At 46.1% G+C, this 26,370-nt stretch carries 22 protein-coding genes; 12 read left to right on the top strand and 10 right to left on the bottom strand.

Annotated features, from left to right (window positions below):
* Positions 1 to 11: 11 nt before the first annotated feature.
* Together ispA and xseB are read right to left on the bottom strand one after the other, a co-directional pair.
* A complete protein-coding gene (gene ispA / locus K0H61_RS12180; protein WP_220049583.1) occupies positions 12 to 893 on the bottom strand; it encodes a (2E,6E)-farnesyl diphosphate synthase in 882 nt (293 codons plus the stop codon).
* 2 nt (positions 894 to 895) lie between these two features.
* Positions 896 to 1,135: an exodeoxyribonuclease VII small subunit gene (gene xseB / locus K0H61_RS12175; protein WP_220049582.1), complete on the bottom strand. Its 240-nt coding sequence runs from the start codon at positions 1,133 to 1,135 to the stop codon at positions 896 to 898.
* 313 nt (positions 1,136 to 1,448) lie between these two features.
* Between xseB and pomA the strand changes: the two genes are divergently transcribed.
* The 3 genes from pomA to thiI all read left to right on the top strand — a co-directional run bounded on the left by pomA (position 1,449) and on the right by thiI (position 4,813).
* Positions 1,449 to 2,216 (top strand): flagellar motor protein PomA, encoded by a 768-nt coding sequence (gene pomA / locus K0H61_RS12170; RefSeq protein WP_220049581.1) that lies wholly within the window; start codon positions 1,449 to 1,451, stop codon positions 2,214 to 2,216.
* 3 nt (positions 2,217 to 2,219) lie between these two features.
* Positions 2,220 to 3,146, top strand: a complete 927-nt coding sequence (locus K0H61_RS12165) for a flagellar motor protein MotB (RefSeq protein ID WP_220049580.1) — start codon at positions 2,220 to 2,222, stop codon at positions 3,144 to 3,146.
* A gap of 212 nt (positions 3,147 to 3,358) precedes the next feature.
* A complete protein-coding gene (thiI, locus tag K0H61_RS12160) occupies positions 3,359 to 4,813 on the top strand; it encodes a tRNA uracil 4-sulfurtransferase ThiI (protein WP_220049579.1) in 1,455 nt (484 codons plus the stop codon).
* Between the two features lie 89 nt (positions 4,814 to 4,902).
* Here the strand turns inward: thiI and K0H61_RS12155 are convergent, their stop codons facing one another.
* On the bottom strand, positions 4,903 to 5,151 hold the full coding sequence (locus K0H61_RS12155) for a hypothetical protein (RefSeq protein ID WP_220049578.1): 249 nt from the start codon (positions 5,149 to 5,151) through the stop codon (positions 4,903 to 4,905).
* A 176-nt stretch (positions 5,152 to 5,327) separates the two neighbouring features.
* Between K0H61_RS12155 and K0H61_RS12150 the strand changes: the two genes are divergently transcribed.
* The 4 genes from K0H61_RS12150 (at position 5,328) to rlmM (ending at position 8,667) form a co-directional block, all read left to right on the top strand.
* A complete protein-coding gene (locus K0H61_RS12150; RefSeq protein WP_220049577.1) occupies positions 5,328 to 6,239 on the top strand; it encodes a transcriptional regulator GcvA in 912 nt (303 codons plus the stop codon).
* On the top strand, positions 6,220 to 6,879 hold the full coding sequence (locus tag K0H61_RS12145) for an alpha/beta fold hydrolase (RefSeq protein WP_220049576.1): 660 nt from the start codon (positions 6,220 to 6,222) through the stop codon (positions 6,877 to 6,879). Before K0H61_RS12150 ends, K0H61_RS12145 begins: the two co-directional genes overlap by 20 nt.
* Positions 6,880 to 6,984: 105 nt before the next feature.
* The gene (locus K0H61_RS12140) at positions 6,985 to 7,371 is read left to right on the top strand and encodes a DUF423 domain-containing protein (protein WP_220049575.1); all 387 of its coding nucleotides are present in this window, start codon (positions 6,985 to 6,987) and stop codon (positions 7,369 to 7,371) included.
* 210 nt (positions 7,372 to 7,581) lie between these two features.
* Positions 7,582 to 8,667, top strand: coding sequence for a 23S rRNA (cytidine(2498)-2'-O)-methyltransferase RlmM (gene rlmM / locus K0H61_RS12135; protein ID WP_220049574.1), 1,086 nt, complete (start codon positions 7,582 to 7,584; stop codon positions 8,665 to 8,667).
* Between the two features lie 245 nt (positions 8,668 to 8,912).
* Here the strand turns inward: rlmM and K0H61_RS12130 are convergent, their stop codons facing one another.
* Positions 8,913 to 9,920, bottom strand: a complete 1,008-nt coding sequence (locus tag K0H61_RS12130) for an isocitrate dehydrogenase (protein ID WP_220049572.1) — start codon at positions 9,918 to 9,920, stop codon at positions 8,913 to 8,915.
* A gap of 254 nt (positions 9,921 to 10,174) precedes the next feature.
* Here K0H61_RS12130 and K0H61_RS12125 point away from each other — a divergent pair, with 254 nt between their 5' ends.
* Positions 10,175 to 13,036 (top strand): prolyl oligopeptidase family serine peptidase, encoded by a 2,862-nt coding sequence (locus tag K0H61_RS12125; RefSeq protein ID WP_220049571.1) that lies wholly within the window; start codon positions 10,175 to 10,177, stop codon positions 13,034 to 13,036.
* 117 nt (positions 13,037 to 13,153) lie between these two features.
* Here the strand turns inward: K0H61_RS12125 and K0H61_RS12120 are convergent, their stop codons facing one another.
* From K0H61_RS12120 to K0H61_RS12100, 5 genes are all read right to left on the bottom strand, one after another.
* The gene (locus tag K0H61_RS12120; RefSeq protein ID WP_220049569.1) at positions 13,154 to 13,561 is read right to left on the bottom strand and encodes a DUF3192 domain-containing protein; all 408 of its coding nucleotides are present in this window, start codon (positions 13,559 to 13,561) and stop codon (positions 13,154 to 13,156) included.
* A gap of 44 nt (positions 13,562 to 13,605) precedes the next feature.
* Entirely contained in the window at positions 13,606 to 14,385 is a 780-nt protein-coding gene (gene xni / locus K0H61_RS12115) for a flap endonuclease Xni (RefSeq protein ID WP_220049567.1), read from the bottom strand.
* 10 nt (positions 14,386 to 14,395) lie between these two features.
* Positions 14,396 to 15,751: a nucleotide 5'-monophosphate nucleosidase PpnN gene (gene ppnN, locus K0H61_RS12110; RefSeq protein WP_220049565.1), complete on the bottom strand. Its 1,356-nt coding sequence runs from the start codon at positions 15,749 to 15,751 to the stop codon at positions 14,396 to 14,398.
* Between the two features lie 59 nt (positions 15,752 to 15,810).
* Positions 15,811 to 17,367, bottom strand: a complete 1,557-nt coding sequence (locus tag K0H61_RS12105; RefSeq protein WP_220049564.1) for a GGDEF domain-containing protein — start codon at positions 17,365 to 17,367, stop codon at positions 15,811 to 15,813.
* A gap of 146 nt (positions 17,368 to 17,513) precedes the next feature.
* Positions 17,514 to 19,679, bottom strand: coding sequence for a tetratricopeptide repeat protein (locus K0H61_RS12100; RefSeq protein ID WP_220049562.1), 2,166 nt, complete (start codon positions 19,677 to 19,679; stop codon positions 17,514 to 17,516).
* 135 nt (positions 19,680 to 19,814) lie between these two features.
* Here K0H61_RS12100 and K0H61_RS12095 point away from each other — a divergent pair, with 135 nt between their 5' ends.
* Positions 19,815 to 21,626 (top strand): M61 family metallopeptidase, encoded by a 1,812-nt coding sequence (locus tag K0H61_RS12095; protein ID WP_220049561.1) that lies wholly within the window; start codon positions 19,815 to 19,817, stop codon positions 21,624 to 21,626.
* Between the two features lie 162 nt (positions 21,627 to 21,788).
* On the opposite strand, the gene rdgC is transcribed toward K0H61_RS12095, so the two are convergent.
* Complete coding sequence (gene rdgC / locus K0H61_RS12090; protein WP_220049559.1) at positions 21,789 to 22,703, bottom strand: recombination-associated protein RdgC; 915 nt, start codon at positions 22,701 to 22,703, stop codon at positions 21,789 to 21,791.
* A gap of 291 nt (positions 22,704 to 22,994) precedes the next feature.
* Between rdgC and K0H61_RS12085 the strand changes: the two genes are divergently transcribed.
* The 3 genes from K0H61_RS12085 (at position 22,995) to phoR (ending at position 26,194) form a co-directional block, all read left to right on the top strand.
* Positions 22,995 to 23,939: a porin gene (locus K0H61_RS12085; RefSeq protein ID WP_220049557.1), complete on the top strand. Its 945-nt coding sequence runs from the start codon at positions 22,995 to 22,997 to the stop codon at positions 23,937 to 23,939.
* A 186-nt stretch (positions 23,940 to 24,125) separates the two neighbouring features.
* Entirely contained in the window at positions 24,126 to 24,815 is a 690-nt protein-coding gene (gene phoB / locus K0H61_RS12080; protein ID WP_220049555.1) for a phosphate regulon transcriptional regulator PhoB, read from the top strand.
* Positions 24,816 to 24,895: 80 nt separating this feature from the next.
* Positions 24,896 to 26,194, top strand: a complete 1,299-nt coding sequence (gene phoR / locus K0H61_RS12075; protein ID WP_220049553.1) for a phosphate regulon sensor histidine kinase PhoR — start codon at positions 24,896 to 24,898, stop codon at positions 26,192 to 26,194.
* Positions 26,195 to 26,370: the final 176 nt, after the last annotated feature.

Genomic DNA, 26,370 nt, shown 5'->3' with positions numbered 1-26,370 from the left:
TTCGTCTCTTTTTATATTCTTCGCTCAATGATATAGCGTGCGAAGTCTGCAATTAACTGACTATTGTATGGCAATTTTGCCAGCGCTGATAGTGCTTCTTGGATGAGTTGCTCGGCAGTGTCTTGAGCCCCTTCTAATCCAAGCAGTTGCGGAAAGGTACTCTTGTTCGATTCCAAATCAGAACCTTGAGGCTTACCAAGCTCCTCGGTAGTGGCTGTGATATCAAGAATATCGTCCTGAACTTGGAAGGCTAATCCAATTGCATGGGCGAATGCCCTCATCGATTCAGCTTCAGCCTGATTGGCGTCGGCTACAATTAACGCCAATTCAACGGCACAGCTAATCAGCGCACCGGTTTTTAAATTATGTAACTGGGTTAAGGCCTTAAGATCGATTTGCTTATTAGTTGAGGCTAAATCGATGGCTTGGCCGCCACACATGCCGCGATAACCCGAGGCTTTGGCCAAGACTTTTACCATGGCAAGCTGTTGTTCGCTGCGAATGCCAGGAATGGATTCGGTGATAATTTCAAAAGCTAAAGTTTGCAGCGCGTCACCGGCTAAAATGGCGGTGGCTTCATCGAATGCAATATGCACCGTTGGTTGACCGCGGCGCAAGTCGTCATCGTCCATAGCGGGTAAATCGTCATGGATTAACGAGTAGGCATGAATACACTCGATAGCTGCGGCGCAGGCGTCGAGTTTTTCAAGCTCCACCCCAAACATCTGTCCAACGCTATAAACGAGGAAGGGGCGAATGCGTTTACCGCCGAGCAGGGCGCCATGGGTCATGGCGGCTTTGAGCTTGGGTGCAACCTCTTCGAGCGTAGTGAAACGCGCTGTTAATTGGGCATCAACGCGTTGTTGATAGGTTTTAATGGCATCGGCTAACACGCTTATTCGCCCTCAACGACATAGGGAGACAGCGGCGCATTTTCATCTTGTTTAAGTAGAATGGCCACTTTTTGTTGGGCTTGTTCGAGTTTGGCTTGGCTGTTTCGGACTAAATTTATCCCGCGCTCGAATTGTTTTAACGCATCATCGAGGGACACATCGCCCTGTTCTAGTTCGGCTACAATGCGCTCGAGTTCGCCAAGGGATTCTTCAAAACTGAGATTTTCGGGTTTCTTAGCCACGTTAATAATTCCTTTGAAAGAGCGGACACAAGGTATATCAGGGCGGCTCAAGGGTCAAATTCAGACGCTGGATATTTGCTCAATAGCACGCTTTGTTGCTGAATTTTTTTCAGAAAATTTAAATTGTCGCTAAACTTGCTGTGGGCTTGTCCGATAACTAACAATAACAGCATTTTGTTTATGGTCATCTTTTCGCATCAGAGGGATAAGGCTCAGGTAATTTGGGGAATGTTAGCCGGTATGGATAACATCGGTATTATTTTACTAATAGAGTCAGTATGATGTCGTTTATACCGGATATTGAGGAGCCGTTGTGGATTTAGCAACACTAATAGGACTTATTGGGGGCCTAGGGTTTATCCTTTGGGCGATGATTTCAAGCGGTGGCTTGATGATTTTCGTCGATGTGGCTTCCATTCTCATTGTCTTCGGTGGCTCCTTTTTCGTTGTGATGATGAAATTCAATTTAAAGCAGTTTTTCGGCGCGGTTAAAATCGCGGTGAAAGCTTTTACCTTCAAAATTGATAAACCAGAAGATCTCATCGAACAATCAGTGACCATGGCCGATGCGGCTCGTAAAGGTGGCTTTCTGGCCCTCGAAGAAGCGCAGATCTCCAATAGCTTTATGCAAAAAGCCGTCGACATGTTGGTAGACGGGCATGATGGTGAAGTTGTGCGCGCTGCACTTGAGAAGGACATTGCTTTAACCGAAGAGCGCCATCGCAATGGTATTTCCATTTTTAGATCCTTTGGTGATGTGGCGCCTGCGATGGGGATGATTGGTACACTTGTGGGGTTGGTTGCCATGTTGTCCAATATGTCCGATCCCAAATCTATTGGCCCTTCGATGGCGGTTGCGCTGTTAACCACGCTCTATGGCGCTATGCTGGCAAATATGGTGTGTATTCCGATTGCGGATAAGTTGAGTTTGCGCATGGGCGAAGAAATGCTTAACCGTAATCTTATTATGGATGCGGTGCTAGCGATTCAAGATGGCCAAAACCCAAGGGTGATCGAAGGTTTCTTAAAGAATTATTTGGCTGAAAAACAGCGCCAAGTCGATACGACGGACGGGGAATAGTCCATGGCTAAGTGCAACTGTCCACCACCGGGAGCCCCGCTCTGGCTGGCTACATTTGCTGACTTAATGTCACTTCTGCTGTGCTTTTTTGTGTTGTTGTTATCCTTCTCCGAAATGGACGTGCTTAAGTTTAAGCAAATTGCAGGCTCGATGAAGTATGCCTTCGGTGTGCAAAATAAGGTCGAAGTCAAAGACATTCCTAAGGGTACTTCGGTGATTGCACTGGAGTTTCGCCCAGGTCGCCCCGATCCTACGCCGATTGAAATCATTAACCAACAAACCAACGAGATGACCGAACCTGTACTCGATTATCAAGCCGGGCAGGATGAAAGCTCTGGCGGAGTACAGGAGCAGAATGGTTCCCAGCGTGGTGGTGAGGCGAGTGCCACCGCTCAGGAAAGTGCCGATGCTGTCAAGGCTGATGCCTCTGCCGCTCAGGAAAAAATCAATCAGCAGGTCAAAAAAATGGCCGAAGAACTCAACAAAGAGATTATTGACGGCGCGATTGAAATAGAATCCTTGGGTCAGCAAATTATTATCCGTATCCGTGAGAAGGGGTCCTTTGCCTCGGGTTCGGGCTTCCTGCAGCCAAGATTCAAACCAGTAGTTCGCTCAGTGGGTGAGTTGCTTAAGGATGTGCCAGGCATTATCACAGTATCGGGTTACACCGATGATATGCTTATCAGTGATGAACTTTATAGCTCTAACTGGGATCTCTCTAGTAAGCGTGCTGTTGCGGTGGCCGATGTGCTATTACAGGTTAAAGGCTTTGACTCTAAAAGATTAAAAGTGGTGGGCATGGCGTCAAATAATCCACTCGTGCCCAATGATTCACCTGACAGCCGTGCCCGCAACCGTCGCGTAGAAATTGCTATCGAGCAGGGGAAGGCCAAGGAGTCAGAAGAGATCCAAGTAGGGAATTCGCCCTAACCGCAAAGTAATTTTTGAGCAGAACAAGCCGTGCTACAACGCATGGCTTTTTTTATTGGTGGTTTTTGACTATAAGTTCAAGTGTGCTTCAGCTCAGGTCTTGAGGGGCTGAAGTGCCGAAACAGGTGCGCCAATCGCGGTGAGTTTGTTATAATCGCCTGATTATTCTTTTAACCAATTTTGCTGTTTACAAAATTGCCCGCGGAAATCCCATGAAGTTTATTGTAAAGCTGTACCCAGAAATCATGATGAAGAGCAAGCCGGTACGCATGCGCTTCACCAAAATGCTTGAAACCAATATCCGTAACGTACTCAAGAAAGTTGACGAAGAGGCCAAAGTGCAACGTCAATGGGACCGTATTTGGGTTAAGGTGCCTAAGGATAAACCTGAATTAGCTCAGGCTTTTGGTGAGCGTTTAGCATGCATTCCTGGTATTGCCCACGTGGTTCAAGTGGACGAATACAGTTTTACTTCGGTCGATGATATTTATCAGCAAGTGCTGCCCGTTTACCGTGACCAAATTGCTGGCAAAACCTTCTGTGTACGTGTAAAACGTACTGGCGACCACGATTTTAACTCCATCGAAGTGGAACGTTATGTGGGTGGTGGTTTAAATCAGTTTACCGATGCCGTAGGCGTGCGTTTAAAGAACCCTGAAGTGACAGTTAACCTCGAAATTGAGGGCGATAAACTGTACATGGTAACTAAACGTATCGAAGGCTTAGGTGGCTTCCCAATGGCGACACAGGAAGATGTGTTGTCCTTAATTTCGGGCGGGTTTGACTCCGGCGTTTCGAGCTATCAGTTCATCAAGAAGGGGGCCCGTACCCATTACTGTTTCTTTAACCTAGGTGGCGCGCAGCACGAAATTGGGGTTAAGCAGGTTGCCTATCATCTGTGGAAAACCTACGGTGAGTCCCACAAGGTGAAGTTTGTGTCGGTACCGTTTGAGCCTGTGGTTGCCGAGATTTTAGAGAAGATTGACAACGGTCAAATGGGCGTGGTGCTTAAGCGCATGATGATGCGCACTGCGGCGCGTATTGCTGAGCGCATGGGTATCCAAGCGATTGTCACCGGTGAAAGCTTAGGTCAAGTATCGAGCCAAACCCTGACCAACCTAAATGTTATCGACCGCTGCACTGACATGTTGATTTTGCGTCCATTGATCGCCATGGATAAGCAGGACATCATCAACGAATGTCGCCGTATTGGTACTGAGGATTTCGCTAAATCGATGCCTGAGTACTGCGGCGTGATTTCACAAAAACCGACGGTTAAAGCGGTACTGGCTAAGGTTGAGGCTGAGGAAACTAAGTTCTCCGAGGACTTGATTGACCGTATCGTAGAACAAGCTGTTGCGATTGATATCAGGGAGATAGCAGATCAAATGAATACGCGTATCACTGAAACCGAAACCGTAGTCGCTATCGATACTAACGAAGTGGTGATTGATATTCGTGCTCCTGAGGAAGAAGAGAATAAGCCGCTTGAAATCGACGGCGTTGAAATCAAGCGTATTCCATTCTTCAAGTTAGCGACCCAATTTGCCGATCTCGATAAGCAAAAGACTTATCTGCTCTATTGTGAACGCGGCGTGATGAGCAAATTGCAGGCCTTGTACCTGATTGAGCAGGGCTATCACAATGTGAAGGTGTATCGCCCTTAGGCGATTTCGCTCTCGGTAATACAATTTAGATAAATAAAAGCCGCATAAAGATGCGGCTTTTTTTGTATTTGAGGATTAGACCGTTTAAATTATTTGGTCAAAACTTGCTCATTCATCTCTGTATCATCAGCAATCAGCAGCGTGGGCTCCTGCAGGGCTTCGCGGTGCATCTGCGCCATAGTGTCATTCAGTTCTGCTTGAATATTTGCCTGCAAATCGGCGGTATCTATGGTAATTTCAGCATTGATAGTGCTGCCGTTACTGAGCGCCGCTGCGCTAACGTTTACGCTCAGTAAAGTCAGTATTGTTACTGCAAAAAGAGATTTTAAATTGGTCATCGTCGCCTCCGGGCTGACATAAAATTTCTGTCAGACATTCCCATCACCATTTCGAGACTGTCCAACCTAAGTGTTTCAACGGCGCAAAATTTAACCAAAACGGCTGGCTTTTACAAACGATTAAATGTAACAATAAGGATTAGAAAAACTAATTAAAAAATGCGATAGAGATCACTATGTCAAGACGATTGCCCCCCCTCAATGCGGTAAAAGCTTTCGAGGCTGCCGCTAGGCATTTGAGCTTTACTCGAGCCGCGGAAGAATTGTTTGTCACCCAGGCTGCGGTGAGTCACCAAATTAAGGCATTAGAGGACTTTCTCGGATTAAAATTATTTCGTCGAAAGAACCGCTCATTGTTACTCACTGAAGAGGGGCAGAGCTATTTCCTCGATATTAAAGATATCTTTACTCAACTCACCGATGCTACCGACAGACTGTTAGCCCGTAGCGCGATTGGTTCCTTAACAGTAAGTATGTCGCCTAGTTTTGCAATTCAATGGCTTGTACCGCGTCTGTCTAAGTTTAGTGAAAAGAATCCCGATATCGACGTGCGTATTAAAGCCGTGGATAGCGAAGCGAGTTCTTTGACCGACGACGTGGATGTGGCGATTTATTATGGTCTGGGCAATTGGCCAGGGCTACGTGCCGATAAGTTGCGTAATGAAGTGCTTATTCCCGTGTGTTCACCCATGTTACTTAATGGTCCTAAGCCGCTTTCAAAGCCTGAAGATTTAAAACATCACACCCTACTGCACGACATGAGCCGCCACGATTGGCAGGCTTGGTTTAGACAATGTGGGATTAATGATATTAATGTGAATCAGGGGCCGATATTCAGTCATTCATCCTTGGTGTTGCAGGCGGCTGCCCATGGCCAAGGTGTTGCGTTAGGTTATAGCGTATTAGCTAGACCCGATATCAAGGCGGGCCGTTTAGTGTGTCCATTCCAAGAGGTGTTGGTCAGTAAAGATGCCTACTATTTGGTGTGTCAGCAAAATCATGCCGAGCTAGGTAAAGTGGTCGCGTTTAGGGAATGGATGCTAGATATGTTCGCCGAGGAGTCCCGTAGTGAGTTGTTACCCGGATAATATAAATAGTGAAGAGTCCGCCTATATCTTTGATGGCGAGCCTAGCGAGACGTTGATCCTATTTGCCCATGGGGCAGGAGCGAATCGCGATTCTGACTTTATGCTGCAAATGGCAAAGGGATTAGCTACTAAGGGCTATCGCGTGATGCGCTTTAATTTTCCCTATATGCAGGCCAATGCGATTGACGGAAAAAAACGCCCGCCCGATAGAGCGCCCAAGTTGCTCGCCTGTTTTACCGAGATGTTAGACATAGCCAACGCGCAATCGGGCGTTAAGCGTGTGGTACTCATGGGTAAATCCATGGGGGGGCGGATGGCGGCGCTCCTTGGCTGCGATCCCGCGCTTTCATCCTCAATTGATTCTATCGTCTGTCTAGGTTATCCCTTTATTCCACTCAAGGGCGGTGAGCCAAGATTAGCGCCCCTTAACGACTGCCAAGTGCCAGTGTTAGTACTGCAGGGTGAGCGAGATAAATTTGGTAGCAAAATACAAATTCCGACTTGGCCCATTAAGGCCGACATTCATGTCGAATACTTAGTCGATGGCGATCATAGTTTTGTACCAAGAAAGTCGTCAGGGACCAGTGAAGCGGCTAACCTAGCCCAAGCTATCGAGTTAGCCGTTAATTTTATTAAATAAAGTCTTTGTCTGAGCCTGCATGCCTTAAATCACGGTCGATGGCTAGGCATTTTAAAAATGGATTTATCGCGGCTTAATTAGGTTTTACGATATTTGGAGAAGGGAATGAAAAAAGGTTTGTTGTTACTCGCCGCCGTCAGTGGTTTTTTAGCGGTGGCCCTTGGGGCATTTGGTTCCCATGGTTTAAAGGCGGTGGCACCGCCGCATTTGATTGAAGTATTTAGCCTTGGGGTTCAGTATCAGTTCTACCACACCTTTGCCATTATTGCGGTGGCTTTTACCGGGCATTGGATCCGTTCACGCTTGCTAGATTGGGCTGCGTATTTGTTTATCGCAGGCATAGTGTTGTTCTCGGGCTCCCTCTATGGTTTAGCGCTGATGGGCAGCAAATGGTTAGGGCCCATTACTCCCTTAGGTGGTACTTGCTTCCTTCTCGGTTGGCTCTTATTAGCCGTGGCTGTTTGGCGCCACCGAGTTGTCGATGGCAACTAATTGAAATCACGCAAGTGAAAACACCTAAGTAAGAACAATTTGTTCAAATGAAAGCCTAGGATAACCTAGGCTTTTTTTATCGTTGGACGTTATGTTCAAGCATAAAACCTTAGGACAAGGCAAATAGGGCATTTGTGTCTTGAAATTGCTATACTGACGCCCAAATCGATTGTCAGCCAGTTTTATGGCTTGGATTTCTTAAGGATCTCCATGAAAAACCTATTTTTATTTTGCCGCGCAGGTTACGAGAAAGAATGCGCAGCAGAAATTCAGCAGCGTGCCGGCGAGCTTAACGTCGGTGGCTTTGTAAAAGCGACTAATAACGACGCCTATGTGGTCTATCAATGTTTTGAAGACGGCGGCGCTGATACGCTAGCAAAAGAGTTGTCACTGGATTCGTTGATCTTCGCAAGACAGATGTTTGCAGCCAGCGAGTTACTCGCAGACTTACCCGAAAGTGATCGAGTAAGCCCTATTGTTGAGGCGTTAGCTGAGGTCAGTAAAGCGGGTGAACTGCGAGTTGAAACCCCTGATACCAACGAAGCGAAAGAACTATCGGCATTTTGCCGTAAATTCACTGTGCCACTGCGTCAACATTTAAAAAAATCCGGCAGTTTACTCGCTCAGGAAAATCCGAAGCGTCCGATTATCCACGTGTGCTTTGTTGGCCCTGGTCGCGCCTATGCGGGATACTCTTTTAGTAACAACAGCTCTCCTTACTTTATGGGGATCCCTCGGCTTAAGATGGCCGCTGATGCGCCAAGTCGTTCAAGCTTAAAACTCGATGAAGCCTTTGCGCAGTTTGTGCCTAAAGAAGAGCAGGAAGAGCGCGTTCGCAGCGGCATGAATGCCGTTGACCTAGGCGCTTGCCCTGGTGGTTGGACCTATCAGTTAGTGCGTCGTGGCATGATGGTTTCCGCGGTCGACAATGGCCCGATGAACGAAAAACTGATGGAAACAGGCCAAGTGAAACACTACCGTGAAGATGGTTTTCGTTTCGAGCCGCAGCGTAAGAACATCTACTGGTTGGTGTGCGATATGGTCGAAAAGCCCGCGCGCGTTGCTGAATTGATGGAAGCATGGGCTATCAATGGTTGGTTTAAGGAAGCGATTTTTAACCTTAAACTGCCGATGAAGAGCCGTTATAAGGAAGTGACGGCCATTCTGTCGACCATGAAGGAAATCCTGAAGGAAAATGGCATCAACGAATTCCAAATCCAGTGTAAGCACTTGTACCACGACCGTGATGAAGTGACTGTGCATCTATGGCTTCGTCCAAGTCAGGCTTGGAATTAAACCTGATTTGACGGATTTCTGTGGCGCTAGCACCCGTTTAAGTAGTCATACTTCGCGATATAACGTTAGCTGACATAAAGACCATTGTTTGAATCATAAAAAGCCCCAATCTCGGTTGGGGCTTTTGTATGAAAGGGCTGTAAATATCACAGTGATAAAAAAACGCACCTTAAGTTGTAACTTCAGGTGCGTTATTCTTATCTAATGGGCTATCTACTTACTTGATAGCTATCAATAGATAGCGATTACAGACGGTCTAATACTGACTGAGTGAAGTCGGTAGTACCGTGAGTGCCGCCTAAATCGCGAGTCGTTCGGTCGCCTTCTTCGATCACCGCTGATACGGCTTTACGGATAAGCTCAGCTTTGTCTGCCATACCTAAGTATTCCAGCATTTGGATTGACGCTAGGATTACAGAAGTTGGGTTAGCCAGGTTTTTACCTGCGATGTCTGGCGCACTGCCGTGAACCGCTTCGAAAATCGCCGCGTTACGGCCGATGTTTGCACCCGGCGCCATGCCTAAACCGCCAACTAAGCCCGCACATAGATCCGACAGAATGTCACCAAACAGGTTGGTGGTCACGATCACGTCAAAGTTTTCAGGGTTCATCACTAACTTCATGCAAGTCGCGTCAACGATCATTTCTTCAGTTTGGATATCTGGGTAGCGTTGGCTCACTTCACGTGCCACTTTCAGGAACAGACCTGAAGTTGACTTCATGATGTTTGCTTTGTGAACGATAGTCACTTTTTTACGGTTTTCTTTGCGCGCTAATTCGTAGGCGAAAGTCGCGATTTGCTCAGCACCTTGACGAGTTACGATGCTGGTCGCTTCAGCAGTGGTACCGTCTTCAGAGACTTTCTGGCCGTGACCAGAGTACATACCTTCGGTGTTTTCACGAACGGTGATGATGTCGATATTCTCGTAACGGGCTTGAGTACCTTTGAAAGACAGTACTGGACGAACGTTAGCATACAGACCGAACTTCTTACGCAGAGTTACGTTGATAGAGGTAAAACCTTCACCGACTGGTGTGGTCAGTGGACCTTTTAGGGTGATGCTGTTTTTCTCAATCAGATCTAGGGTGCGCTGTGGAAGTAGTTCACCGTGTTTTTCCAGTGCAGTTAAACCTGCATCTGCAAATTCATATTCAAAATCACAACCCGCCTTATCAAGAATTTTTAAGGCTGAATCAATAATACTTGGACCAATTCCATCACCAGGAATTACGGTTATTGTTCTTTTTGACATGGAGAAATCCTTCCACGGTTCGTCGTTACTGCAATCTGTCAGCTCCGGAATGGGCCGGAGGGCATGACAATGAATTCGATTTTTTTCTGCGCGGTATTTTACCCGCGTTTGATCCAAGTTCACAGGATTTAGTGAGCAATATCACTCATTTTTCTGGGGTAAAACTTGTAAAAATATCGGCTTCTAAGGATGATGGTGACGCAATGGTTAAAAAACTCTACTTTAGTCTAACAAATACGTAAAAGAGGAAGACATTGAAGTTACTCCCACTCACATCTTTGGTGCTGTTATCCTTGGGCATCGTGCCTTCCGTGCAGGCTGACACCAGTACAAAACCGCTCACCCTAACCGACATCATGCATTTCGTATCCCTTGAGAAACCTGTCATTGCCGACAATGGACAAGTGATTGCGGTAGAAGTGGCTCCCGATCGTGGTGATAGCCATGGCTTAGTGAAGAAAGTGCAGTCGGGGCAGCAATTTATCATCGAAGGGGGATCCGACCCAATCATCAGCCATAATGGACGCTTTGTGGCAATGGCGGTTAAGCCTAGTCTACTCAAAGTCGAAACCAGCGATGCTAAGGCCAAGAAAAAACTTAAGTCCGATATGGTGTTATTCGATACCCAAACCGGCAATCAAACTCGCTTCGAGCGCGTTAAAGAATTTGTTTTTAGTGACGATGGCGAGCACCTAGCGATTTGGTTTGAAGCCGATGACGAAGCTAAAAAAGCTGCGGATGCTCAAGAGGTTGACAAGAGTGCTTTGGGCGCCGAAAAGTCCAATGAAGAAAAACGGAAGGATGAAAAACCAAAAATCGATAAATTCGATGTGGGTCGCAGGTTCAGTTTAGTAAATCTTAACAATCCACAATTGCGTATCGATGTCGAGCATGTCACTGCTTATGTCTTTGATAAAGCGAGCCAAAGATTGGCGCTGGCCGTAAATGATGGTGAGGCGAAGCTTCATAGTCTTAAACTGATTTCACTCGATACTTACCAGCAATCAACGGCATTTGAATCCTCTTCAGAGCAGATAGGTGCACTCGCACTTGCTAAGAATGGCCAGTGGTTAGCCTTCACTCACGGTGATGCAGCAGAGTTACCTTTTGGTCGCCGTTACCAGTTAAGTCTGATTGATGTAAGCGCTGGAACAGCTAGCACGGGCAAGCTGCGCCAAATTAAAGATTCCTCTGAATGGGTATTAAACCGTTACGCCAATTTAAGTTTCTCTGACGACAGTGAGCGTTTATTCTTTGGCCGAGTGCCCGAGGTGAGTCAGCAGTTATCCCTTAAGAAAATCACCGAGGAGCAAGATCTCTTTGATAAAGCCATAGTGACAGGGCAGCGCGGCCTTAAAGTGTGGCACGGTGATGATCCTGTTATTAAGCCGCAGGAACTTAAAGCATTTGAGAAGGAGCAGCAACGCACCTATCTCGCTGTATTGCATCTCGATGCGAACAAAGTGGTGCAGTTGGCGGATAAAACCGTCCCGGATGTGGCATTATCCCCACAACAGCGCCGCTTTTTGTTAGCAAGTTCCGATGTGCCATACCGCAAAATGGCGACTTGGGCGGGCGGACATCAGGACTATTACATTGTCGACACCAATACTGGCCGTAAAACGTTATTTTTAACCCAGCAGTCGAGCGAAGAGTTGCCGACGCTGTCGGCCGATGGCAAATATGTAGCCTATTACCAGTTAGGTCAGGTGTACCTTTATGATGTGGTAAATGGTCGTCGCAGCAATTTGACTCAATCCCTAAACGTCAGCTTTGCCGATGAGGATCATGATTATCCATCCAATGCGCCTGGTTATGGTTTTGGGCCTTGGCTTAAGGATGACGCAGGCATTCTGGTTTACGACAAGTTCGATGTTTGGCAGTTTGATACCGAGACTAAACAAGGGATTAACTTAACTGCAGGCAAAGGACGCGCGAAGAAAATCCAATACCGCGTCGAAGGTTTAGTCGATAATCAAGATAAACCAACAGTGCTTGAAAACAATCAACTCGTATTGCTGCACGGTTATAGTGATAAGACAAAGGCCGATGGTTTTTATCAGGCGAAGATAGGTCAATCAGGGGTAACCACTCTGATGGAAGGGGAGTACAAACTCACAGTGCTTGGGCGCAGTAAAAATGACGACACTATTGTGTTTTCCAAGGAGCGCTTCGATTTATTCCCAGATCTTTACACTGCAAGCTACAGTTCGCCGCAGCAAGGCATAAAGCAAACCGATTTCGATAAGCAGCGCCAAGCGTTTAATTGGAGTCAGGCGGAGCTTATTCATTGGACCAATGGCGACGGTAAGCCGCTCGATGGTGTATTGATTAAGCCGACCAATTATAAAGCGGGTGAGCGCTATCCTGTGCTGGTTTACTACTACCGCTTTATGACGGACAGATTGCATGCTTTCCCGCAAATGAAAATCAACCATAGACCGAATTTTGCTTGGTATATCAATAACGGTTATGCGGTATTCCTGCCGGATATTCGCTTCGATATTGGCTTCCCAGGTGCAAGTTCAGTCCAAGCCTTAACCTCTGGGGTGCAAAAGCTGATTGAGTTAGGCATTGCCGATCCTGATGCTATTGGCCTACAGGGCCATTCTTGGAGTGGGTATCAAACAGCATTTGCGATTACCCAAACCAAGATGTTTAAGGCTGCGGTTGCGGGCGCACCTGTGGCTAACATGACCAGTGCCTACAGCGGTATTCGCCACGGTACAGGTCTTGCGCGTCAATTCCAGTATGAACAGGGGCAGAGCCGTATTGGTGCTAGCCTTTTTGCTGCGCCGCAAAAATACATTGAAAACTCACCGGTATTTTATGCTGACCGTATTCAAACGCCATTGATGATCATGTTTGGTGACAAGGACGATGCGGTGCCTTGGGAGCAGGGTGTTGAAATGTATTTAGCCATGCGCCGCGCGGGTAAGGATGTGGTGTTTTTACAGTATGAAGATGAGCCGCATCACCTGAAGAAATACCCGAATAAGCTCGATTACACTATCCGGATGATGGACTATTTCGACCATTACCTTAAGGGTAAACCAGCACCAGAATGGCTTTCAAAGGGGGAGGCCTATGTCGAATTTAAGAATGACGCCGAATAATGAATGGTAATGGTCTTTATCAAAGTTAAGCAAACGCCACCCTAGGGTGGCGTTTTTATGAGGTATTTAGTGAAGGATACCTTTGTTAGATGTGCTGTTATACACCAACTGAGTGGATTAAGGTGCTGGCGGCTTTGGCTCGCTGTTATCACTTAAACCAATGAATTGTTGATATGTCCCTTCGCCCCAAGCAATTAACTTATTATTTTTAAAGACTAGGGGCGTGCATTCGTCCTTTGAGGTAACGCCATCGGCTATCTGTTTATGGGTGCGATAAAAGAGGATATGCAGTTCCTCATCGTTAAGGGAACTCGCCTCCGAAAAATCGGCATTGCCCATCAGCTTGACGACTTCAGTGATGTTCTGTCCTAGCGTTAGCTCGGCTAATTTTTGGCGATTATAAAGTTGTCTATCTTCCCAGTTCATTTCATCGGGGGAAGGTTCATAAACTAAAACAATTACCGCCACAAAGGCGATATAGGCTGCGAAAATTGAGCCAATAATAACGGACAATTTTGATTTCATTTATATTCTCTAATGATACTCGCCTAAGCGATTGCCGCTTAATCTTACTGTGGTTGACCCACGATTGGGTTAGGCGCCCTAAAATCCTTCAAGTTTATATTAAGCGGTAAATCTGTCTGCAATTGAGCGAGTTTATAACTTAAGCGCGCCATCTCTTTGCCTTCGGCAAGTTTTCTCGCCTGTTTGGCTCCTAGGTTTGAAAGCGATGAGAACAAGGTGGCTAGCGTTCGAAAAGTACGTAGTAACTCCGCTGCCGATTTAGGGCCAATACCCGCAATGCCTGGGATCTTATTACCGCTGTCACCTGCAAGCGCCATAAAATCAAGAAATTGCTTACGGTCAACGCCAAGTTTATTCTCCAGTTCAGTAATATCTAAATACTGCTGATTAAAATGATCCCACTGTAAAATGCGCGGATGATTGAGCTGACTGAAGCCCTTATCGGTCGATACAAGAATGGCCTCTCCCTGAGCTTTAACGGTTTTTACCGCCAATGTCGCAATCACATCATCGGCTTCTGATGCGGCGTAAATCGAATTGATATGACGTTGCTGTAATTGTTGCTGCAGCGCCGCAAGTTCCTTCGCCAAAGGTTCGGGCATAGGTTTACGGCCTTTTTTGTAATCGGGGTAGAGTTGTTTGCGCCAGGATATTTCATCACCGTCCCAGACGATGGCGACATGGGTTGGCTGGTGAAAGCGCATCAACTTAGTGCAGGCAGAAATCACTCGCTCCCTTAGGCTGTCCATGTCGTTTTCATCTGGGATCGCCGCATAAATGCGCCGAACAAGATTTAGTCCATCGATTATCAAGAATTTATTCATGCTGCATTTATTACTTCACAATGTCGTAGCAGGGAACGTAGGCACTCCCCGGAAGCTTCATCCTATGCTGTGTCACAAAGGCATTTAACAGATTATCCATTAAGGTCATCAACCTTGGGTCACCCTTCAGTTTGAAGGGGCCGAGTTTCTCTATCTGCTTGATAGTATCCGTTTTTACATTACCGGCCACAATACCCGAAAACGCCTTTCTAAGATTGGCAGCCAATTCGGCCTTATTAGTTTGAAAGTGTAAGTTCAAATTCGCCATAATGTCATGGGTCGGGTTAAAGGGCAGCTGAAACTCCGGCTCAATCTTGAGTGACCATTGGTACTGATAGGCATCGCCTGTGACCTTGCGGTGACTTTTGACCTGTTCCATGCCTTGCTTCATTACCCGTGCGACTTCGGCGGGATCATCGATGATAATTTGGTATTTTTGCCGTGCCTCTTCACCTAAGGTTGCAGAAATAAACTCATCGATTTCAATAAAGTAATCCGCACTTTCAACGGGGCCTGTTAGCACGAGCGGGAAGGGGGTTTGCTGATTTTCCCTATTAAGCAGAATCCCAAGAATATAGAGCAGTTCCTCTGCTGTACCCGCACCGCCAGGGAAGATAATGATGCCGTGACCGAGCCTGACAAAGGCTTCTAAGCGTTTTTCGATATCAGGCAGGATAACTAACTCATTGACGATTTGATTGGGGGGCTCGGCGGCGATGATGCTTGGCTCAGTCAAACCAATATAACGGGCATTCTTAACCCGTTGTTTGGCATGACCAATGGCCGCGCCCTTCATTGGCCCTTCCATAGCGCCTGGCCCGCAGCCAGTACAGATATTCAGCTCCCTTAACCCCAGTTGGTAACCCACTTCACGGGTATATTGATATTCGTGGGCCTTAATACTGTGGCCGCCCCAGCACACCACCACATTGGGGTCTTTCATGGGGGCGATGGCGCGGGCGTTCCTTAAAATATCGAATACTACATTGGTGATATGACTGGCGTTGGTGAGGTTGATATGTTTGAGGGTGTCGTATTTGTCACTGATATAAAGAATATCCCGGAGCACTGAGAATAAATGTTCTTGAATACCCGTGATAATTTGGCCGTCGACAAAAGCCTGCTCAGGGGGATTAATCAGTTCTAGTTGAACCCCCCGTTCACGCTGCAATACGTTGATATCGAAATTACTGTACTGCTCGAACAGGGCTTTTGAATTGTCGGTTTTAAGGCCCGCGGCTAGTACTGCCAGTGAACAGTTGCGGTAGAGTTGATAGAGGCCGCTTTTAGCGCTTTTTTTGAGACGGTCAACTTCAAGTTGCGAAAGCTGATCCATGCTGCCCTTGGGGCTTACTTTGACGATCATTAATCACTCCTTCGGCAAGACAGGAGTGATTAAAACCAAGGCGTGCAGTTTAGATGTGGCTACACGTCAATCACGACCCTGTCTCTGCTCTCATTTTTAGCTTTGTAGAGGGCCGCATCCGCGCGCTCGAAGGTTTCATTGATGAGCTCGTTCCCCATAACCTGAGCAGCCCCTATAGATACTGTAACCGTAATTCGCTGATTTTTAAATTTAAATGGAATATTTTTTACTTTTTCTCGTACTCGGTTTAAAAGTTGGGCTATATCACCATCACTGATCTCTGGTAGCAATAACACAAATTCCTCACCGCCGTAACGAGCCACAAATTCGGTATCCCTGAGGGAGTTTTTAAGTGCCATAGCAATGACTTGTAAAGTCTTATCCCCTGTGCTGTGGCCAAAGCTGTCATTGATACTCTTAAAGTGATCGATATCGGCCACCGCAATCCATAGCGGAGTCCGTTGCCGTTGGTAATTGCGATACTCCAATTCCATCCTTTCTTCGAGTGCGGCCCGGTTGGGAAGCTGGGTAAGTGCATCCAGTAAATTGAGTTTTTGCTGCTCGAACAGACGTTCTTTATAGCTATTGGCCTCACTGCTGAGTTCATTGAGCTCCTTACGCATGGTTTCCATCGATTTGCGCAGCAGTGCCTGCTCACGCTGTTCAAGTGCTTCTTTTCGTGCGAGGGCAGAGCGAATGGAATTGAGCTGTTCGGTCAGTTGGATTTTGAGATTAATGATATCGTCGACATCGACAATTAATTCCCCGGCATTTTCGACACGGGAATTAATTTCTCTGTTTAATTGATTTTTAAGCTGAAAACTACGTTGGTTGTGGTTATAGGATTCGCTAACAATTTCACGCACTGCAGAAAGTGCGTCATTGAGTGCATACAGGAATTCCTGAGATGCTGATTTTTCCCGCGCAATATTATCGATGAGCAGGGATAGAATCGTCTGATATGCATCGAGCAGGGTGTCTAAATCGATTTCGCTGGCTAAGACTTCTTTGATCACGAGTACCTGATCACGTTGGTCCTTACGGAATTCGATTTCCGAAATCATATGTGCCAACTCGTGCGCGAGTTGTCGATGTTTCGGCAGGACTTCGAGTTTTTCTGGCTCGCCAAATTGTTGCTGCAGAATTGTATCGTAGAAGCCAATCAATTGTTTTACTTTAGGAATATATTCCCAAACCGTGTGGAACGGCTTAGAAAGATCCTGCTTAAAATAATTGACTTCTTTTTTGAATTTTTCAGGAACCGAATTTATCCGCTGAATTTGGCGGATGACATGGCTGAGGCTGCTGCGGCTTTCTTCTAGCTGCGCCATTACATGGTGATATTGCCCTTTTAAAAGGCGCTCAACATCAACCAATTCAGGGAGGGCTTCATCGACCTGTTCAAAGCTGTTTAAACTGTGACGTAGCTTAGCCAGCTTATTATCAAGTTCGAGATTTTGCCCCTTACAGGCAAGACTTAAATGACCAATCAGTTGCAGAAGGGTCTGTAATTTTGCATTCCTATCTTCATTGACTTCATCGAGCGCCAATTTCGCTGAGTGAAGTTTTTGTTGTAGTAATGGCAGTTGTGCAACTGACTCACTGGTATCCTTCATCTGGAGTATTTTCCTAACTTTGCAAGGCTAAAAGCATGACGTCACTGTCCAGATTAGCGGTTAATACATATGCTATTAATGGTATAACAACGATGTAAGAGTGCAAATCTGTTTGCTTGCATGAATGTGTTTAATTGCAATAACGATCAAATATTTTCCAGTAAATGTCGGTCCTGATTATGCTCCCAACGTGGCCAGATAATGTCTTCTTTACGGCCATTGGTCTCAAAGCGAATTAAACCTCGTTCTATACCTTTCTCTAAGTGAAGGAATATTGGGTTTGCAAATAGGCTTGATGGCACAAAATCTAACGCCCGCAGGCTGACGTAATGATTGTGGTCTCTTGATAGACTCCGACATCCCGCCAACGCCATTTGAGCACATTCAAACTTAAGTTTAGGATCCATATTGATGTCGGATTTGCCCAGTAAGGGGAGATTTATCATCCCCATATTAAATTGATGCGTTAGCAATTGGGAACGCATCTGTTCTGTGAGTCGCGAAAGTAACATTTCGGCCTGTACAGATTCAGTAAAGCGAATCGCAAAGAGTCCTTGGCGCACAACATAAACGGGCATGGCAAAACAGTCGTTTAGCAGTTGTGTGAATTGTTTTGTGACGGCATTAGCAAAATATTGGCCGTGATTAAGATCGGACTTCAAGTGGGCAGGGAATTCAACCAGAACCAAGGCTTCTGTCGCTGGCTCGTTAGGTGTTCTGTCGTCTAGATCTGCGATTAGTGCGGTGTAACCAGGATGTTGAGTGAAAGGATCCTGTTGACTTAAGGTAATCAGCATTTGGTTTTGGGCGGTTAACTTACTGCGTTTTTTCAATAGAATCAGTAGAGTGATTAAAAATAGCGTCGCAAGCAGCGCACAAAGAGCCAACAATCGATTGGTATTTTTAGTGCTGCGTTGGGCCTCTGAGAGCTTACCTTTTACTACATTGAGTTCAAGTTTGAGTTGTTGCTCGGCAAGTAGCGATGCTGAAACCGCGGAGTCAACCTCGGCTTCGGGCTTTTGCTGCCCGAGGGCGATGATTTGTTTCTGGGTACTGATTAACTTATTCGTGTCACCCATCTGTTCTGATGCGAAGGCGATTTGCGTTAAGGCTGATCTCTGTTCATCGGGTAGCTTTAAGTCCGTTGCTAGGCTTAAGGCTTTTTCGGCGTGGTTTATCATCAAAGTCCAATCCTGCTTGGTTTGGGCAATCTCGCCAATTAACAATTCGTTGTAGACCTGATAGTGGTAGCTCTTTTTATCGATAAACACTTGGTTTGCCATCAGTAGGTATTTAAGTGCATTTTCCTCATCATTGATATGGGAATAAGCTTGACCAAGGTTATGGAAATTTAAGCCCTGGGCGATATAGTTGCCGTTTTTGGCATCCAACTGCTGGGCGTTAAGGTAGTAATCGATGGCCTTATTCCAATCCCCTTGCTCGCTGTAGACCATGGCAATCACTGTCATACAACTCGAAAGATAGGTATCGTTGCCCAATTTTTTAAAGCCTGCGGCAGCCTCATGGGCGTTTTTAAGGGCCTCATCCCATTGCTTTAAATCCCGATATACCTTAGCCAATTGCAGCTGAAGATGGGTTTTCATTGTAGGGTAATTAGATTGGTTCGACAGACGAATCGCCTCACTATAATGTTGCAGCGATTTTGTGAGTTGCTGATTTTTATTGTAATAATGCCCAAGTTTTGCCTCGGCAGCGGCGATGAGATAATCATTTCTCAGTTTGTAGGCGATATCGCGGTAGGTGTGAAAATGCATTAGCGCAGGCACATCCTGACGAAGCACTAAATGCAGTCCACCTAAGTGTTCGTGAATGGTGTGTTTAAGCAGCATTGACTCAATGTCATAGCTGTCGTTGATGCGGGTCAGGGCCTCATTATAAAAGGCAATTGCTTCTTGGTATCGCTGCGCAGTTCTTCCAAGGTTTCTCCCCCTTAACATGGCTACGCTTGCTTTTTCGTAGGGCGACTCGGCAATACTGGCTAAAAGTTCGATTAATTGTGTGGCATCGAGGCTACCCTGAGCTGACTTTACACTGGGTTCCATCGTTAAACGGGCGAGCAGCAATAACTTATGTTCAAGTTCATCATTGTCGTAGCCCTGGGATGCGGCTTGCTGCTCAAACTGTTCCCGGTTCTTAAAATCAATGGGTAAGGACACTGACTGACTAATTTTGTCGTACATGGACTGCGGGGCTTCACGCAGTTCGACCTCTTCAGATTCGAGATCGCGAGCCAACACATTGACCGAAAATATCAGTAACCAAGACGCCAATATCACAGTGAGTTTATGCATTTGTAGTTAAGTCCATCTTTCCTATGTCAAGGAACTTATTTTGTTAGCTTTTGTTAGCGCCTAATGAGGATGCCACATCGACTTGTTATACTTGGAAAAATTTAATAAAAAGCATAATAACAGAAGGAAGTAAGAGTGAAACCCAGCAGTTTATCTATCTTGGTTTTAAGTGCGCTATTTTCGGCCAACGCCCTCGCTGAGGTAGATTATAAAATCGATTTAAGCCAGCCAGAACATCATCTTGCACAGGTAACAGTGACCTTCCCCGAAGCTAAAGCCGGTGATTTTATTGTTAATCTTCCCGTTTGGCGCACGGGTAAATACCAAGTATTACCGCTAGCTGATGGTGTGCGCTTATTCAATGCAAAAGACAGCGACGGTAATGCACTTAACTGGAAACGTACCGCCAGCGGTGAATGGCAAGTGGCGTTATCAAAGCCGACGAAGGTGAGTGTGACTTATCAGCTGTATGCCAATGAACTAGGTCAACGTGTTCGTCATATTGATGCGAGTCACGCCTATCTCGATGCGAGCGGCGTGTTTATGTATAGCCCCGCATTTCGTGACCAAAGTGTGGCAGTGCAGCTAACCGTGCCTGAAAGCTGGAAAAGCTATTCGGGCATGAATACGGGCAGTCAGGCTCATTCGTTTGTTGCGCCAAACTACGATGTACTGATTGATTCACCAATCGAAACGGGCATCAGTACCCATAGGCAGTTTAGTGCTAATGGCAAAGACTATGAGGTGGTGTTTTGGGGGGAAGGGAATTACGACACTGTTCAAGTGGTGAAGGATTTAACCGCGCTAAGTGGTGCGGCTAAAGCGATTTGGGATGGTTACCCCTTCGAGCGCTATGTGTATATGGTGCATGCCACCAGTGGCGCTGGCGGCGCGACTGAGCATTTAAACTCGACGGTCATTCAGTTGCCGCGGTTTAGCTTCCGTGAGCGTAAGGATTACCTGCGATTTATTGGTACGGCCTCTCACGAGTTTATCCATACCTGGAACGTTAAGGCATATCGCCCTGATGGCTTAGTGCCCTACGATTATCAGCATGAAAATATGACCGAACTGCTGTGGATTGCAGAGGGTTCAACCAGTTATTTCCAAGGACAATTATTGCTGCGTGCAGGGGTGATGACACCTAAGGAATTCCTCGAGGATTTAGCCAAGCGCGTGGAGAAAAGTGAGTTAACACCGGGTCGTGAAATTCAATCTGTGGCCGAGGCGAGCGCGGGTGAGTGGAGCAGCACAGGTGGTGACTATGCCATTAACCATAGCGTTAACATTTACTCAGAAGGCTATCTAGCGTCTCTCGCGCTGGATTTCGCCTTATTGAAAGACACAAAGCTTGCGCATTCCTACCGCGATGTTCACCGTCGTCTTTATAACGAACACCGTGTACCTAATGGGTATAGCGTGAGTGATGTTCAGCAAATTCTGAAGGACTTATCGGGTAAGGATTATGCCCCATGGTGGCAGGCGCATGTGAATAGTCCACTGAGCCTCGATTTTAAAAATTTACTGGCTCAAGCAGGTCTTGTCTTGTCCTACGGCAAAGACGCGAAAACCGAAGCCTTTACTGGCATGACACTGAGCAGCGAACATGATTCATTGGAACTTAGCCAAGTGCTACGCGATGGGCCTGCTTGGAAGTCGGGCATTACAGCGGGTGATGAAATCATTGCCATTAATGACCTTCGAGTGACGGCCAAAGGTTTTGATAAGCGTATTCAAGACTTTAAAGCGGGCGATACCATTAATCTCACCCTGTTCAGTAATGACAAAATTAAACAAGTTGCAATGACCTTAGGTTCGAAACAAAGCGGTAAACTTGAATTGAAGGGGGATGCTAAGGCGAGTAAGGAGCAAAAAGCTTTCTTCAAAGCTTGGTTAGGCATCGATTGGCCTTTTGATGATAAAGGCGAATTAACCGCTAAAAAATAAGTCTATTTATTAGCTCTAAACGCTTGTAGCGTATTGAAATAGAAAAGGCGCAGGGATTTTCCCTGCGCCTTTTGTTTTAGTGAATGTTTTAGCGATTCATTCAGCGATCGGTTCAGCTTATACAGCAAAGCGTTTTCTCGCTAAAGCATTTACAGGCTGAGACTAAGCTTGAGTCTCTTCGAGTCCGCCGAGGGCCGAAACCAGCGCATGCATCAGCGCCACGAGTTCGCTTCCCATCAGGGCGAAGTCAGCGTCTAATCGTGCCATCGGATCTTCATTGCCGAGTTCATCGTTACCGGCTCTAAATTCCTCGGAGAATTTTAAGCGTTTCACGCTGGCATCGGATTGCAATAAGAGTGCGATGGATTGACCAAAGTGCAGTGCCATTTTGTGGACTTCTTTACCCGTTTCAAGGTGTGCAAGCACTTCATCTTCTTTTAAATCCTGCTGCTTAAAGCGCACGATTCCACCCTCATCTGCGGCGGATTTCAGCTCAGCTTCATCTTGCATTTCAAAGGGTAATGGCGCGCTGCCTTCTTTTAACCATTGGGTTAATTGGCTTTCGACCGGTGCTTTAAAGGAGAGCGGGATAATCGGCAGACTGCCCAATGCTTTACGCAGCAGCGCCAGTAATTCTTCGGCTTTAGTGGCGCTCGAGCTGTCCACTAGGATCATTTCAAGCTCAGGTAAAATCAGCGCGCGAGTTTGGCTGCGACGTGAAAACGCACGTGGTAACAGACTCGTGGTGATTTCATCTTTTAGCGCATCTTTTTCTTTCTTTGCTAATTTGCGGTTTTCTTCATCTTCAATCTGCGCCACTTTTTCTTCGAGGGCTTCTTTGATGACTTGGCCTGGAAGAATTTTCTCTTCCTTAGTCACGCAAATCAGATGACGGTTGTTAGCACTATGAACCAGTGAGCTGCCCTGTTTGCCTAATGCATTAGAAAAACCAAATTTGCTGATGTCTTGGCTGCCGCAGGGGGAAAATGTGAAATCGGCTAACGCGGTTTCAAGGGCCTCGGTTTCGATAGCAAAAGGTTTATTGAAACGGTAAAGAGTAAGATTTTTAAACCACATAGAATGCGCTCATTGGAAAATAAAGGGGCAGTTTACGGCATAGTTTGCGCGGGGTAAACCTTGTCAAAAGCCGTAATTTTTAGCTAAGTCGCAGAATTCATTAAAATGTAATATTCGAAAAAATCACGCTGTAACCCTTGGTATTAATGGGTTTTTCGCTTGCGATGTTGCGCTGTTTTTTCAAGGGGAATCGCAGTTGTCACAATTGAAATAAAACTGAAATAGAATCATTGCACACTTTCGCTCGTTCCAAACCAATAACCAAGACGAACAGAACGTCGAAAGGATTAAATGATGAACGTTTTTTGTAAAACTCTACTTGCTTCTGCGCTAGCTTCTGCAACTCTGGCTTCAGCTTATGCCGCTGAACCTTTGACTGTTTACGGTAAGTTAAATGTGACTGCTCAATCCAATGATGTGGATGATGAATCAGAAACGACGATTCAAAGTAACGCTTCACGTTTTGGTGTTAAGGGCGATTTTGAACTGTCTAGCTCGTTAGAAGCCTTCTATACAGTTGAATACGAAGTGGATACAGGAGCTGATTCAAGCAATAACTTCAAAGCACGTAACCAATTCGTTGGTTTGAAAGGTGCATTTGGTTCTTTCTCTGTGGGTCGTAACGACACGTTACTGAAAATTTCTCAAGGTAACGTTGACCAATTCAACGACTTATCAGGCGACTTAAAAAGTTTGTTTAAGGGCGATAACCGCTTAGCACAAACTGCAACTTACCTGTCGCCATCCTTTGGTGGTTTCGTGTTCGGTGCAACCTATGTAGCCGACGGCGATGCTGAGCAACAAGGCCAAGACGGTTTTAGCTTAGCGGCCATGTACGGTGACGCTAAACTGAAAAAATCACCAATTTATGCTGCAATCGCCTATGACTCGGACGTGAAAGGTTATGAAGTTCTGCGTGCCTCTGTGCAAGGTAAAATCGTGGGTATCACCCTAGGCGGTATGTACCAACAGCAAGAGGAAACCTATAAAAATGACTTACCAGTAAATAGTGACAGCATTGATGGGTTCCTGTTCAGCGCAGCCTACGACATTGATGCCGTGACCTTAAAAGCCCAATTCCAAGATATGGAAGACAAAGGTGATTCATGGTCAATCGGCGCCGATTACAGCCTAGCTAAACCCACTAAACTGTTCGCGTTCTACACTAGCCGCTCATTAGATTCATCTGACAATGATGACAGCTACTTAGGTATTGGCTTAGAACACAAGTTCTAATCCCTAGGTAATAGGTTGGATAAAGGAGGCGAATGCCTCCTTTTTTATTGCTATAAACAAATGCTTATATAAAATTAATATGACAATTATCGCTACTATATAGCCTGTTCAGTCTAGTTATTCATAAATTTGTAATAAAAATGACTAATAATGGCTAGGTTGACATTCACTGACAGAAAATCACTTATGACTGCAAGGATATTAATAGTAGAAGACGAGTTAGCCATCCGTGAGATGCTGACTTTTGTGATGGAACAGCATGGGTTTACCACCTCTGCTGCTGAGGATTTTGATTCGGCCATTGCGCTGCTAAAGGAACCTTATCCTGATCTCATTTTATTAGATTGGATGTTTCCAGGCGGAAGTGGTATTCAACTGGCTAAGCGACTCAAGCAGGATGAGTTTACTCGCCAAATTCCCATCATTATGCTCACTGCCCGCGGCGAAGAGGAAGATAAAGTCAAAGGCTTAGAAGTGGGCGCCGATGACTACATTACCAAACCTTTTTCCCCTAAGGAGCTGGTGGCACGCATCAAGGCGGTACTACGTCGCAGCGCGCCAACACGCTTAGAAGAAACCATCGATGTGCAAGGTTTATCACTCGACCCAGTGAGTCACAGGGTCAGTGTTGGCGAAACCGTGCTCGATATGGGGCCGACGGAGTTCCGATTATTACACTTCTTTATGACCCACCCAGAACGGGTTTATAGCCGTGAACAGTTACTCGACAACGTGTGGGGGACTAATGTTTACGTCGAAGACAGAACCGTGGATGTACATATTCGTCGCCTGCGAAAAGCAGTTGAAGAATCGGGTCATGACAGACTCATTCAAACGGTTCGTGGTGCAGGTTATCGTTTCTCAACACGCATTTAGCGCCAAATTAGAGATAGGCACAAGTTAGCTTTTAGGCTATCTTGTGCTTCTCTTATTTAGCCTGATGCTTGGGTTAATTTATGTTTGACTCCTATTCAGGGTACCGGATGTATTCGCGTCTAGCGGCCTATTTGCTGCTATGCGTCGTAATTGGTTTATTGGTCGGGAAACCTCTCTGGATACTGATTCTTGGTTTGGGCGGTTTATTGTTGTGGCATTACCGTCAGCTAGCACGCCTTAATTTTTGGTTATGGCGTGATAGAAAATTAACACCTCCCCAAGGCAGTGGCAGTTGGGAAGGAGTGTTTAATGGGATTTATCGTCTTCAAGGCAAAAACCGTCGCCGACTTGGGCAATTAGCTGCACTTTTAGGCCGATTTCGCCAAGGCGCTGAGGCCTTACCCGATGCCGCCATCGTGCTCGATTCTGAGCTTAATATCCTTTGGTGCAATAAGTTAGCACAATTGATGCTGGGCTTAGTCTGGCCGCAGGATAATGGTCAGCGAATCGATAATTTACTCCGCCATCCCGATTTCTCCCTCTATATTAAAGCGGGCAAGTTCAAGGAACCCTTGGAGCTGCCATCCCCTGTGTCCGATAGACGCTTAATCGAGATTAGGATCATGGGTTACGGCGACAGACAAATGTTACTGATCGCGCGGGATATCACCCGAATTCGCCAGCTTGAAGGGATGCGTAAGGAATTTGTCGCTAACGTGTCACATGAGCTTAAGACCCCCTTGACTGTGCTTCAGGGTTATCTCGAGATGATGCAGAGCATGGCTGAGCCCGGCTCAATGAATGCTAAGCCATTGAGTTTAATGCAGCAGCAGACCCAGCGAATGCAGTCTATGGTTGAGCAGTTATTGATGTTGTCCCGTATTGAGGATGCCTCGGATATTAATCTCGAGGAAACCGTCAATATGACACTGATGATGGAAGTACTTAAGGAAGAAGCCATGGCGCTGGCCCAAGACAGGTACGAATTAACCTTTAGCTGCGAAGCGGGACTCGATACCCATGGTAATGAACTTCAGCTTAGAAGTGCTTGTTCTAACTTGATTTCTAACGCGATTCGTTACACTGAACCTGGTGGTAAAATTACCGTCAAATGGCAAAGGGTGGCGACGGGGGCGCGCTTTAGTGTGACTGATACCGGTGAGGGCATAGCACCGCAGCATATCAATCGTTTAACTGAACGGTTTTACCGCGTCGACAGTGCACGTTCACGACAAACGGGCGGCACCGGGCTTGGGCTCGCGATTGTGAAACATGCCCTAAATCATCACCACAGTGAGCTCAACATTAGCAGTGATTTGGGTAAAGGCAGCACTTTTAGCTTTGTTATCCCATTACATCTGCTCGAACAGAGTAAGTAGTGGTTTATCTTGATTATTTCGTTATCAAAAACAGGCCATAGGTGCCTGTTTTTGTTTTTAAGGGTTGAATGCGACAGTTTTTATTTATCAAAGGTCGAAATAATCTTTGTCTGTCATCTAAGCGTCATATTACGGACATAGAATTGTCACTGTAGCGATTGATACTGGCTGCGTCT

Origin of the sequence: Shewanella acanthi (assembly GCF_019457475.1) — a bacterium.
GTDB classification, from domain to species: domain Bacteria; phylum Pseudomonadota; class Gammaproteobacteria; order Enterobacterales; family Shewanellaceae; genus Shewanella; species Shewanella acanthi.
The sequence above is the reverse complement of the archived record's forward strand: the minus strand, read 5'-3'. Positions and strand labels throughout refer to the sequence as shown.